A 12,377-nucleotide genomic window follows, 5' to 3' on the forward strand; every position below is an offset into this window, starting at 1 on the left:
TTATATGCAAAAAAAGTTAAGAGTAAAAACTAGTAATTTTATTGATGAAACAACAAAGATTGCTTTTAAGTTCAATAATAAAACTTACTATGGATTTAAAGGAGATACATTAGCTTCAGCCCTCCTTTCAAATGATGTTCATTTAGTTGGAAGAAGTTTTAAATATCACAGACCAAGGGGAATAATGACAGCTGGGTCAGAAGAACCAAGCGCAATTGTTCAAGTTAATAAAAACACAGCATTCACAGAACCAAATGTCAGAGCGACTGAAGTTGAAATTTATGAAGGTCTAGAGGCTACAAGCCAAAATTGTTGGCCAAGTGTCAACTTTGATTTAGGTGGCATAAATAATTTTATATCTCCCCTTCTACCTGCAGGATTTTATTATAAGACTTTTATGTGGCCTGCTAATTTTTGGGAAAAATATGAGTTTTTAATCAGACATTCGGCAGGACTAGGTAAATCACCAACTGAACCTGATCCGGATATTTATGAGCATAAATATATTCATTGTGACGTTCTTGTAATTGGTGCTGGCGTTGCGGGAATTTTAGCTGCAAAGACTGCTGCAAAAAATAATCTAAAAACATTATTGCTTGATGAAAAAAATGAACTTGGTGGTGCTACAATCTATCAAAATACAGATCATGTTAAGATAAATAGTCAAAATTCATCAATCTGGTTAGAGAATGAAATAAATGATTTAAAAAAAATTGATAATTTGGAAATTAAAACAAGAACAAGTGTGGCGGCTTATCATGGATATAATTATTTATTAGCGAGAGAAAATTTAACAGATCATCTTCCTCATTCAGATAAAAGAAATAAAGTAAGACAAAGGTTGTTAAAGATAAGAGCTAAAAAAGTTATTGTTGCAACAGGAGCATTAGAAAGACCATTAATATTTAACAACAATGATAGACCTGGCATTATGCTTGCATCAGCTGTTAAAAAATATGCTGATTATTATGGTGTAGCAACTGGTCAAAAAAATATCTTCTTTACTAATAATAATACAGCTTATGAAGCAGCAATTTCTTTGATAAAAAAAGGAATTAATGTAGATGCAATAATCGATATTAGAGAAAAATCTAATACAGAATTTACAAAAGAAGCTCAAAATCTAGGAGTTAAAATATATAACTCTTATACTGTAGTGGATACCGAGGGTTATAAAAGAATTAATAAGATTACAATAATGAAACTATCTAAAGATGGACAATCATTTAGCGGTTCGGATAAAATTATATTGGATTGTGATTGTTTGTCTATTGCAGGTGGATGGACACCAGCAGTACATCTTTTTACTCAATCAGGGGGTAAATTAAAATTTAGAGATAAAGATCAGGTTTTTATACCAAATAAATACCCTTCTGATCAAATAAGTATTGGATCTTGTAATGGTGATTTTGAAATTGATGATGTAATAACCAGCTCTGTAAAATCTATAAAAGAATTTTTAAATATAAACGAAACTGAATATGACAATTTAGAAATAAAATGTCCTAAAGATAAGGATTTTAGAAATATTTGGTTGCTTCCTTCTGATAAGATTTTAGGAAAGACCAAACCCTTTGTTGATTATCAAAATGATGCAACAGCAAAAGATATTAAACTTGCTCTAAGAGAGGGTTTCAGATCAATTGAGCATGTAAAAAGATATACAACAACAGGGATGGGTACCGATCAAGGCAAACTTGGTAATATGCATGCACTTGGTATTATTGCAGAAACTGCAGGTGTAAAAATGGGTGAACTTGGAACGACAACTTTTAGGCCTCCCTACACTCCTTTAACATTTGGAACAATTGTTGGACGAAATGTTGGTGAATTTTTTGATACATTTAGAAGAACGCCTATGAACAATTGGCATATAGAAAATAAGGCTGAATTTGAAAACGTAGGTCAGTGGAAAAGAGCTTGGTACTATCCAAAAAATAATGAAACCATGCATGAAGCCGTACAAAGAGAAAGTAAAGCAGCAAGAGAGAGTGCAGGCATATTAGACGCTTCAACGCTTGGTAAAATTGATATTCAAGGAACAGACGCTTCTGAATTTTTAAATAGAGTTTACACAAATGCATGGTCAAAACTTGCTATTGGAAAATGTCGTTATGGTTTAATGCTCAATGAAGATGGTATGGTTTATGATGATGGTGTTACAACTAGACTAGATGAAAATCATTATATAATGACAACCACAACCGGGGGCGCAGCAAATGTACTTGGAAAATTAGAAGATTATCTTCAAACTGAATGGCCTGAACTAGATGTTTACCTATCATCGGTAACTGATCATTATGCAACAGCTAGTATCTGTGGTCCAAATAGTAAAAAGATTTTAAAAAAATTAGCACCTGACCTTGATCTTTCTGATGAAAATTTTCCTCATATGTCGTTCAAAAATATCAAAATAGATAATATTAAATGTAGAATTATGCGTATTAGTTTTACGGGTGAACATAGTTATGAAATCAATATTCAGGCAAATTACGGTGAAGCTTTATGGAAAAAATGTATGGAGGCCGGTGAAGAGTTCAGCATTACACCTTATGGCACTGAGACGATGCACTTATTAAGAGCGGAAAAAGGATTTATTATTGTTGGTCAGGATACCGATGCAACGATGACACCTATAGACCTACAAATGGACTGGATTGTTAGTAAGAAAAAATATGACTTTATTGGAAAAAGATCTTTATATAGATCAGACACTATGAGAGAGGACCGTAAACAACTGGTTGGTCTATTAACAGATAATCCATCAGAGGTATTGGAAGAAGGTGCTCAGATAGTAGCTAATATAAATCAAAAACCAGTTGAAATGTTAGGTCATGTTACTTCAAGTTATTATAGTCCCAATCTAAATAAATCAATTGCACTAGCTGTAGTTAGAGGTGGAAAAAATATGCTTGGTCAAAAATTATTTATTCCAATGGAAAACAAAAATATTAACGTCACAATTGTTAATCCTGTTTTCTTTGACAAAGAAAATGAGAGGTTAAATGCTTAATTATAAAACATCTATTAAAGGTGATATCACTTATTCTGATTTAGAAATAAAGGAAATTAAACCTATAATGAAACTAATCGTAAGAGGCAAAACAAAAGAATTTATGACCGCAATTGGAAAAAATCTCAATATGCTTTTACCGACAGAAGCTAATACTTCTACTGCAACTGAAAAATTAACTGCTTTTTGGTTAAGCCCTGATGAATGGATGTTAACATCAAATGAAACTGTAAGTGAAGACAGTAATACTTACGAAGTTGAAGATGAGTTAATTAGAAGTATATCAAAAGTTAAATTAGGTGCAGTGACTGATGTAAGTGATCAATTTGTAATGCTCAATATTAAGGGTAGTAAGGTTTTTGATTTACTAGCAACAGGCTCGCCTTTTAACTTTAACAATTTTAAAACGAAAAAAGGTTTGGTTGTTCAAACGATTCTAGCTCATATTGATGTTATTATTCACCATAAAGAGATAAATAATGTGGATTTATTCATTAGGCGCTCTTTTTCCCAACATTTACACTCCTGGATGAGTGATAGTGCGTCAAGGTTATAACCTTACACACATTAATTTTCATATATATTTTAATTATGAAAAAAATACTCCTTGTGGTGCTATTAGCACTTTTACCCTTCTCACTTAACGCAGAATCTAAACTTGATCAGATTTTATCTTCTGGTGAATTAAAAGTTGGAACTACAGGTGACTGGGATCCAATGACTCTGAAAGATCCTGCTACAAATAAGTATAAAGGATTTGATATTGATGTAATGAGTGAACTAGCTAAAGATATGGGTGTTAAAATTAAATTTGTACCTACAGAATGGAAAACTATAGTTTCTGGAATTACTGCAGGAAGATATGATATTTCTACAAGTGTTACGAAAACACCAAAAAGAGCAGAAGTAGCTGGATTTACTGACACATATTATAAATATGGAACTGTACCATTGGTGCTTAAAAAGAATTTAAAAAAATATTCGACATGGGATTCATTGAACAACAGTAATATTACTATTGCAACAACACTAGGAACTTCACAAGAAGAAAAAGCAAAGGAGTTTTTTCCAAAATCAAATCTAAGATCTGTTGAAGCGCCAGCAAGAGATTTTCAAGAAGTTTTAGCTGGAAGAGCAGATGGAAATATTACAAGCTCTACTGAGGCAAATAAATTAGTTATTACATATCCTGAACTAGCTATTGTTCCTGATGGAGAAAAAAATCCTGCTTTTTTAGCTATGATGGTTAATAAAAATGATAAAGTTTGGAATGATTATGTAAATAAGTGGATTAAAGATAAAAAATCCTCTGGTTTCTTTGATAAACTTTTAGCAAAATATAATTTAAAAAGCTTATAAAGATTAGATAATATTCTTTAATCAATTATAATTTAAAAGTGAAAAATTTAATTTTTTTACTTTTATTTATAACTCTTACTTCTTGTAGTGGCCAAGAATTAGGCTGGTTTATTCTTTCACCCAATAATGTTGAAGGGTTAACAAATCTTAAATTTTTATTAAGTGGTTTAACTACAACAATTTATATTTCAGTAGTATCTATAATCATATCTGCAATATTAGGGTTTATTGTTGCAATTCCATCTTTAGCTAAAAATAGATTTTTAACATACATAAATGTTTGCTATGTAGAAATTGTAAGAGCTATACCCCTGCTTGTTTTAATTTTATGGATTTATTATGGACTTCCAATAATGACAGGAATAAGTTTCAGTCCTTTTGTATCTGGAATAATTGCACTTGCGATAAGCGAAAGTGCTTTTCAAGCAGAAATATTTAGGGCTGGTATAAACTCAATAAAAAAATCTCAGTGGGAAGCAGGATCAACACTTGGATTAACTTTTTATCAAAGGTTAAGATTAGTCATCCTTCCTCAGGCAATTAAAAATATCTTACCTGCATTAGGCAATCAATTTGTATATGTATTAAAGATGTCTTCACTAGTTTCAATTATTGGTATTGGTGACTTAACAAGAAAGGCTAATGAATTAGTTGTGTCTACTTATAGACCATTAGAAATTTATACCTTCTTAATTTTAGAATATTTAGTTTTGATCTTAATTGTCTCATTTTTTGTAAGAAAGTTTGAAAATCGCCTCAAAAGAGATGGTAATAATTAAGAATTAAGACTGTTAAAAAAAGTAATCTTTAGGTTTAATTTTTTTTAGATTTTCTATAATCCCAAGGATAATCAAACTCCATCGACCACATACCAATTTTATTATTTCTTGCATAATCTTCATCAGGTACAAATTTTTTTGAATACCTTCTGTAGGCAAATGCATAGCCACTTCTAACTAAATAGCTTGATAGGCTTTCATTATTAACAAAACATTCTGCTAGTGTTCTTTTGTATCGATCTTTTCCTTCACTAATACACTTAACAGTATAATTTCCTATTTTATCAATAAGTATTTGCCTTGCGGTAACTCCACAGGGATCACTAATACCTGCCTTCACACATGTTTGTTTTAATTCTGGAGTATCAATACCAGTAAATCTGATCTTTTCTCCATTAATATGAATTGTATCTCCATCAACTATTTTAATAATTTGAGACTTAACTTGATTGTATGTTAAAAAAAATATTATTAAACTTATGCTAATAAGTAAAATGGCTTTTCTTTTGTTTAAAAACATTATTTAAAAAATATCCAATAAATATAATTACTGCAATACCCATAAACCAGTTTGTTGCCATGATTGTATAAAAAATATCTGCATAGTCACCGCCTCTAATATTAATTACATACCATAAAGACAAAAACGGAAAAGCTGTTAATCTCAAAATACTAAGGTAGAGACTAAAAATAGGTTTTTTAAGAGCCTGAAATACTGCTGTGGTAATAAAAAATACAGGATAAATTGGTGCAATTAAAGCAGCAATTTTTAGATAAATGGCTCCATGATAAATAGCTTCTTGGTTTTCAGTAAATAAAGAAACAAAGAATTCTGCTCCAAAAAACAAAATTACACCTGCAGCAGCCATAAAAGAACATCCAAAGGTTAAAGCTTTGGTATAAAGTTCACGAATACGATTGTACTTTTTTGCACCAAAGTTTTGTCCACCAATTGAAAGGACAGCTGTATTTAATCCAATTACAGGCAGTAAAAAAACTTGTTCTACTCTTAAAGCCGCACCATAACCAGCAGCTGCAAGATCTCCAAACTGTCCAATAAAATATAATATATTAAAGATACCCACACCAATAAAAAGCATACTAATCATAATTGGAGTAGCTTGCATGAATAATTCTTTTAGAAAAATAAACTTAGGTATAAAACAATTTATTGATAAATATTTTTTTAACTTACAAGAATTAATTTTGTAAGCTAAATAAATAGTACCAATTGTTTGAGCTATAACAGTTGCAATAGCAAGGCCCCCTATTCCAAATGCAGGGATAATTCCGTATCCCCAAATAAACAAAGGGTTTAAAAAAATGTTTAAAAAGAAACTAAAAATAAGTACATTTCTGTAACTCTTGGTATCACCCTGTGCATTCAGGGCTCCATTTAAAGAGATTTGAATCATTACAATGAACGTTCCATAAAAAATAATATCTAAATACTCTCTGGTTAAAGCAATACCTGTTGCATCAGATCCCATAACACTTAAAAGAAAATCAGCTGCGTTTAGCCCAAATAAAGTAACAATAATAGAAGTAACTAATGCAAAAATTATTGATTGGGCGATAAATAACGAAGCTTTATTTATTTTTTTTTCACCTAAAAGATTACCAATAGATGAATTTGTTGCAGCTCCAATACCAACACCAACGGCAATAATTACAAAATATATTGGAAATGATTTAGCTATAGCACTTATAGCTTCAGCAGAAATTCTTCCTGCAAACCATGTATCAACTAAATTATAGAAAGTTTGAAATAAAGAACCTACACTAGCAGGTATCGTTACTTTTTGAAGTAGTAACCAAATTGGATCTTTTGTTAAGTTAATAGCTTTAGACAAATGATTTTCCTATTTAAACTCTTTTTGGAATTTATGCTTTGAACCAGTCTTTTTAGCAAGGTTTATTTGACTTTGTCTCATTCTAAATCTTTCTTTCTGGACGATTGTCAAACTATCATGACAATTTGGGCAAGAAACACCTTCTTCATACTTTTTAGACTTTTTATCTTTTGGAGAGACAGGTTTTCTACATCCACTACACATTGAATAACTGCCAACCTTTAATCCATGTTTAACACTAATTCGGTTATCAAAAACAAAGCATTCACCATTCCATAGACTTTCTTTTTTTTTAATATTTTTTAAATAATTTAAAATTCCACCTTTTAATTGATAAACATTTTTAAAACCTTTTTTTTCTAAAAATACTGAAGCTTTCTCACATCTAATTCCACCAGTACAAAACATCGCAATTGGCTTTGTTTTTTTTAACTTATTTAGATATTTTGGAAATTCTCTAAAATTAGCAACATCAGGATTAACTGATCTTTTAAAGGTACCGACATTGTACTCAAAGGGTTTTCTTGAATCTAGTACTAATGTTTCTTTATCATTAATTAACTTATTCCATTTTTTAGGATCTACATGATTATCTTTCTTATTTTTTGATGACAAAGAAAGACCCATGGGAACTACTTCTTTTTTAATTTTTACTTTTGGTTTGTGAAACGGTTGAAATTTACTTTTTGAAATATTTTCACTATCAAACTTTTTAAAATTTAAAATTTTTTTAATCTTGGTAATAGTTGACTTTAGATCGTTAGCTTTTCCTGAGATTGTTGCATTTACACCTTCACTCGCTATAATTATTGTTCCTCGGATATTTTTTTTTATTAAATAATTCTGAAGTAAAACCTTATTTTTTTTTAATGAGGTAAATTTTTTAAATTTGTAAAATCCAAATACATCAAACATTACAACACTCTACAAACAGTCATTCCATCACCTAATGGTACAATGATTTGTTCCACTCTATTATCTTTTGCAACATAATCATTAAAGTCTCTAATATTTACAGTGAATTTATCTAAATTATTCTCATCTGCAACTTCACCGTGCCACAAAACATTATCTACAATAACCAATCCACCTTTATTCACTAGTTTTAAAGATCTTTCGTAATATTCTTTATAATTCATTTTATCAGCATCAATAAAAACCATATCGAATTTATTATTCTTTAATTCTTCCAAACTATCTAATGCAGGCTTAACAATTGTTTTAATTTTATTATCCACATTAGCTTTCTTAAAAAAACATACTGCAATCTTGTTGGTCTCTTCATTTTTATCAAGAGCTATAAGTTTACCATTCTCTGGTAGTGCTAATGCAATTGAAAGCGCACTTAACCCAGTAAAAGTACCAATCTCAAGAACATTTCTAATGTTAGAGGTTTTTATAATTAAATGAAGAAAATGACATTGAGATGTTGCTACTTGCATTCTCTTAACGTCTCCAAGAGTATTATTATAATTGATGATTTCTTGCTGGATGGGATTTAGCTTTAAACTAAAATTATTTATATATTTTTCAAGCTTTTCAGTAATTCTAATTGCTTTACCCATGGTATTTTAAGTCCTTTGTGTCTACCTATTATAAAGCTATTGAAGTTTTTTCTTTAATATTTCGTTTATTAGCTGTGGATTAGCTTTACCACCAGAAACCTTCATTGCCTGTCCTACAAAGAAACCAAATAGTTTTTCTTTACCCTGTTTATATTCAATAGCTTTTTCTCTATTGGTATCAATTATTTTATCTATTAACGCTTCTAAAGCTTTTGGGTCACTTTCTTGTTTTAAACCTTTTTCCTCAACAATAATTTGAGGGTCTTTATCATTATCTATCATTAATTCAAAAATTGACTTGGCTATTTTTCCAGAAATAGTTCCATTTTTAATTAAGTTGATAAGTTTAGCTAAATTTTTTGCACTTACTGGACTTTCTGAAATTTCCAAGTTTTTATTATTTAGAACTGCAAATAATTCACCAGTAATCCAATTAACTGCTAACTTCATATCTTTGTTTTTGCCCATTTTTGCAACAACTTCCTCAAAATATTTTGCTATATCAATGTCAGAAACTAATATTGTAGCTTCATAGGAAGAAATCTTAAATTCATCAATAAATCTTTTTTTCTTATCATCAGGAAGTTCTGGAATATTACTTTTAAGTTTTTCAATAAATTCATCTGATACTTCTAATGGTAATAAATCTGGGTCTGGAAAATATCTATAATCATGAGCATCTTCTTTTGATCTCATTGATCTAGTCTCATTCTTTTTAGTGTCAAACAATCTTGTTTCTTGATCAATTGATTTTCCTTCTTCAATTAAATCAACCTGTCTATTTGCTTCATAATTTATTGCCATTTGCATAAATTTAATTGAATTTACATTTTTAATTTCACAACGTGTCCCTAGTTCTTTGGAGTCTTTCAATCGTACAGAAACATTTACATCTGCTCTTAAAGAACCTTCTTGCATGTTTCCATCACATGTACCTAAGTATCTCATAATTGATCTTAGCTTTTTAATATAAGCACTCACCTCATCGGGTGATCTTAAATCAGGTTTGCTCACAATTTCCATTAATGCTACCCCTGATCTATTTAAATCTACTAATGTATTTTGTGGATCCATATCATGTATACTTTTTCCAGCGTCTTGCTCTAAATGAAGTCTTTCTATACCAACTTCTTTTTGACCATCTGGCATATCAAGTATTACTGTGCCTTCACCTACTATGGGATATTTAAACTGAGAAATTTGATACCCTTGAGGAAGATCTGCATAAAAATAATTTTTTCGATCAAAAACTGATCTTTTATTAATTTGAGCTTTTAATCCAATGCCAGTTTTAATTGCTTGTTGAACACAAAATTCATTAATAACCGGTAACATTCCAGGAAATGCAGCATCTACTAAACTTACTTGTGTATTGGGTTCAGCTCCAAAAGTTGTTGATGATGATGAAAATAATTTAGAATTTGAGGTTACTTGCGCATGGACTTCAAGACCAATAACTACCTCATAGATGTTGTCTCCTCTTTCAACTAGATATTCTGATTTATCTTTTGACATTTACTTAATCCACCAATCAGTAATATTATTTTTAAATTGAATTTTTTCTTCCATTGCATAAGCAATGTTTAATATTTTTTGTTCATCAAAGGCTTTTCCAATAATTTGAAGTCCTAACGGGTAACCTTTAGCATCCAAACCTGCTGGTATAGAAATTGCAGGTAAACCAGCTAGATTAACTGGTACTGTAAATATATCGTTTAAATACATCGAAATTGGATCGTTAGTTTTTTCCCCAATCTTAAAAGCAGCACTGGGTGTTGAGGGGGTTAAAATTGCATCAACCTTTTTATACGCATCATCAAAATCATTTTTAATTAATTTTCTAACTTTTTGGGCTTTTAAATAATATGCATCATAGTAACCTGATGACAAAACATAAGTTCCAATCATTATTCTTCTTTGAACCTCGCTACCAAAACCTTCTGATCTAGTTCTCTCATACATATCAATAAGATTTTCACCCTTAGACCTAAAACCATATTTTACACCATCATATCTTGCTAAGTTTGAAGATGCCTCTGCTGGAGCTACAATATAATAAGTTGGTAAAGCATAGTTTGTATGTGGTAGTGTAATTTCTATAATTTCTGCACCACAATCTTTTATATACTCAATCCCTTTAGACCATAAATCTTCAATTTCTTTAGGCATGCCATCGACTCTATATTCTTTAGGGATTCCAATTTTCATACCTTTAATATTGTTTGTTAACTCCTTGCTGTACTCATTTCTTTTAAAGTTTATTGATGTTGAGTCTTTTTCATCGTAGGTACTAATAACTTCTTGAAGCAGAGCACAATCTTTTACATCTTTAGACATTGGACCCGCTTGATCTAAAGAAGATGCAAAAGCAACTATTCCATATCTTGAGCAGCTTCCATAAGTGGGTTTTAATCCCACCGTTCCTGTAAATGATGCGGGCTGTCTAATAGAACCTCCTGTATCAGTACCAATTGTAATTGGAGTTAAGTTAGCAGCTAAAGCTGATGCTGAACCACCAGATGAACCACCAGGGACAAGATCTTTATCTATTGGACTTTGAACATTTCCAAAAAAACTTGTTTCATTAGAAGATCCCATTGCAAATTCATCACAATTTAACTTACCAAGTAAAATGGCACCTTCGTTCCAAATATTCTGAGTGACTGTTGACTCGTATGTAGGAATGAAATTGTTTAACATCTTACTTCCCGCAGTTGTTTTTACTCCATTAGTGCAAAATAAATCTTTAACCGCCATGGGCACTCCAGGTAGTTTTAAATCAAAATTTGGTTTTTGGTCAAAAATTTTTGACTTTTTGAGAGCATTAGAAAAATCTTCAGTAATATATGTATTTAAATCTTGAGATTTTTCTCCTCTTTCTATGTAAGCTTTTGTAGTTTCTTCTGAGGATAGTTTTTTATCTTTAATATTTTTTACTAATTCAGACAATGTTAATGAAGTAATATTAGTCATTATTCAACAACTCTTGGTACGACAAAAAAATCTTCATTTTCATCAGGTGAATTTTTCAATATTTGCTCTCTAATATTTTCACTTTTAACTTCATCAGATCTTAATTTTAAAGTTATTTCAGCAACAGAGGTTAAAGGTTCAATATTTTCAGTGTCAAGTTCATTTAATTTTTCTATAAAATCAAATATCGAATTCAGGTCTCCAGCCAATTTTTTAGCTTTACTTTCTTCTACAGAAATCCTTGATAATTTTGATATGTGCTTTATTGTTTTAAGATCAATAGTCATGTGATAATTAAATATGTTGGCAAACTATCACTTAAGTTTAAAACATACAATATGATCACAATTGAAGAATTCAAATTAAAACAAGCAAATAAAGTCAGATTTATTGGTTTAGATTTGGGTTCTAAAAGAATTGGTGTATCCATATGTGATGAGAGGCAATCAATTGCCACACCATTTAAAACTATCAATAAAACAAACACCAATGAACTAATCGACCAACTTAAAATTATTATCAAAGAAAACAATATTGGAGGGATAATTATTGGGAACCCTGTCAATATGGACGGTAGCATGGGCAGATCAGCTCAATCTGTTAATGATGTAGCTTTAAATATATCTAAATCAATTAATCTGCCAGTGATACTATGGGATGAAAGACTTTCAACGGTTGGGGCATTTAATATTTCTAGTTTATTGGATGTTAATGTATCTAAAAGAGTAAAAACTATAGATCAAAATGCTGCTGCCTTTATTTTACAAGGGGCAATAGATTATTTGAATAATTAATACTTGCCATAGTGCCTATTAATAGTTATAGAGTTAATTTT

12 protein-coding genes are annotated in these 12,377 nt (G+C 30.4%); 5 read left to right on the top strand and 7 right to left on the bottom strand.

What is annotated here, in order from left to right; all coding sequences use genetic code 11:
- Positions 1-4: 4 nt before the first annotated feature.
- From AC5SL8_RS03215 to AC5SL8_RS03230, 4 genes are read left to right on the top strand one after another with little or no spacing between them, the layout of a single operon-like run.
- A complete protein-coding gene (locus AC5SL8_RS03215; RefSeq protein ID WP_494580758.1) occupies positions 5-3,013 on the top strand; it encodes a sarcosine oxidase subunit alpha family protein in 3,009 nt (1,002 codons plus the stop codon).
- Entirely contained in the window at positions 3,006-3,569 is a 564-nt protein-coding gene (locus tag AC5SL8_RS03220) for a sarcosine oxidase subunit gamma (RefSeq protein WP_494580759.1), read from the top strand. Before AC5SL8_RS03215 ends, AC5SL8_RS03220 begins: the two co-directional genes overlap by 8 nt.
- 35 nt (positions 3,570-3,604) lie before the next feature.
- Positions 3,605-4,372, top strand: a complete 768-nt coding sequence (locus AC5SL8_RS03225) for an ABC transporter substrate-binding protein (protein ID WP_494580760.1) — start codon at positions 3,605-3,607, stop codon at positions 4,370-4,372.
- Positions 4,373-4,410: 38 nt separating this feature from the next.
- On the top strand, positions 4,411-5,151 hold the full coding sequence (locus AC5SL8_RS03230; RefSeq protein ID WP_494573638.1) for an amino acid ABC transporter permease: 741 nt from the start codon (positions 4,411-4,413) through the stop codon (positions 5,149-5,151).
- Between the two features lie 34 nt (positions 5,152-5,185).
- Here AC5SL8_RS03230 and AC5SL8_RS03235 read toward each other — a convergent pair whose 3' ends face one another.
- The 7 genes from AC5SL8_RS03235 to gatC are packed head-to-tail and all read right to left on the bottom strand — an operon-like array spanning position 5,186 to position 11,829.
- The gene (locus tag AC5SL8_RS03235) at positions 5,186-5,671 is read right to left on the bottom strand and encodes a thermonuclease family protein (RefSeq protein ID WP_494580761.1); all 486 of its coding nucleotides are present in this window, start codon (positions 5,669-5,671) and stop codon (positions 5,186-5,188) included.
- Positions 5,634-7,004, bottom strand: coding sequence for an MATE family efflux transporter (locus AC5SL8_RS03240; protein WP_494580762.1), 1,371 nt, complete (start codon positions 7,002-7,004; stop codon positions 5,634-5,636). Before AC5SL8_RS03240 ends, AC5SL8_RS03235 begins: the two co-directional genes overlap by 38 nt.
- Before the next feature lie 9 nt (positions 7,005-7,013).
- A complete protein-coding gene (gene trhO / locus AC5SL8_RS03245) occupies positions 7,014-7,919 on the bottom strand; it encodes an oxygen-dependent tRNA uridine(34) hydroxylase TrhO (protein ID WP_494580763.1) in 906 nt (301 codons plus the stop codon).
- Positions 7,919-8,569: an O-methyltransferase gene (locus AC5SL8_RS03250; RefSeq protein ID WP_494580764.1), complete on the bottom strand. Its 651-nt coding sequence runs from the start codon at positions 8,567-8,569 to the stop codon at positions 7,919-7,921. Before AC5SL8_RS03250 ends, trhO begins: the two co-directional genes overlap by 1 nt.
- A 36-nt stretch (positions 8,570-8,605) precedes the next feature.
- Entirely contained in the window at positions 8,606-10,084 is a 1,479-nt protein-coding gene (gene gatB, locus AC5SL8_RS03255) for an Asp-tRNA(Asn)/Glu-tRNA(Gln) amidotransferase subunit GatB (protein WP_494580765.1), read from the bottom strand.
- On the bottom strand, positions 10,085-11,542 hold the full coding sequence (gene gatA, locus AC5SL8_RS03260) for an Asp-tRNA(Asn)/Glu-tRNA(Gln) amidotransferase subunit GatA (protein ID WP_494580766.1): 1,458 nt from the start codon (positions 11,540-11,542) through the stop codon (positions 10,085-10,087).
- The gene (gene gatC / locus AC5SL8_RS03265; RefSeq protein WP_494580767.1) at positions 11,542-11,829 is read right to left on the bottom strand and encodes an Asp-tRNA(Asn)/Glu-tRNA(Gln) amidotransferase subunit GatC; all 288 of its coding nucleotides are present in this window, start codon (positions 11,827-11,829) and stop codon (positions 11,542-11,544) included. Before gatC ends, gatA begins: the two co-directional genes overlap by 1 nt.
- A 51-nt stretch (positions 11,830-11,880) precedes the next feature.
- Here gatC and ruvX point away from each other — a divergent pair, with 51 nt between their 5' ends.
- Positions 11,881-12,336, top strand: coding sequence for a Holliday junction resolvase RuvX (ruvX, locus tag AC5SL8_RS03270; protein WP_494580768.1), 456 nt, complete (start codon positions 11,881-11,883; stop codon positions 12,334-12,336).
- Positions 12,337-12,377: the final 41 nt, after the last annotated feature.

This window comes from Candidatus Pelagibacter sp. PS_41, from assembly GCF_059417725.1.

What these genes read in the sequence shown, in the direction of transcription:
- AC5SL8_RS03215 (WP_494580758.1), top strand. Translation starts at nt 5, where the DNA reads ATGCAAAAAAAGTTAAGAGTAAAAACTAGTAATTTTATTGATGAAACA.
- AC5SL8_RS03220 (WP_494580759.1), top strand. Translation starts at nt 3,006, where the DNA reads ATGCTTAATTATAAAACATCTATTAAAGGTGATATCACTTATTCTGAT.
- AC5SL8_RS03225 (WP_494580760.1), top strand. Translation starts at nt 3,605, where the DNA reads ATGAAAAAAATACTCCTTGTGGTGCTATTAGCACTTTTACCCTTCTCA.
- AC5SL8_RS03235 (WP_494580761.1), bottom strand. Translation starts at nt 5,671, where the DNA reads ATGTTTTTAAACAAAAGAAAAGCCATTTTACTTATTAGCATAAGTTTA.
- trhO (WP_494580763.1), bottom strand. Translation starts at nt 7,919, where the DNA reads ATGTTTGATGTATTTGGATTTTACAAATTTAAAAAATTTACCTCATTA.
- AC5SL8_RS03250 (WP_494580764.1), bottom strand. Translation starts at nt 8,569, where the DNA reads ATGGGTAAAGCAATTAGAATTACTGAAAAGCTTGAAAAATATATAAAT.
- gatB (WP_494580765.1), bottom strand. Translation starts at nt 10,084, where the DNA reads ATGTCAAAAGATAAATCAGAATATCTAGTTGAAAGAGGAGACAACATC.
- gatA (WP_494580766.1), bottom strand. Translation starts at nt 11,542, where the DNA reads ATGACTAATATTACTTCATTAACATTGTCTGAATTAGTAAAAAATATT.
- gatC (WP_494580767.1), bottom strand. Translation starts at nt 11,829, where the DNA reads ATGACTATTGATCTTAAAACAATAAAGCACATATCAAAATTATCAAGG.
- ruvX (WP_494580768.1), top strand. Translation starts at nt 11,881, where the DNA reads ATGATCACAATTGAAGAATTCAAATTAAAACAAGCAAATAAAGTCAGA.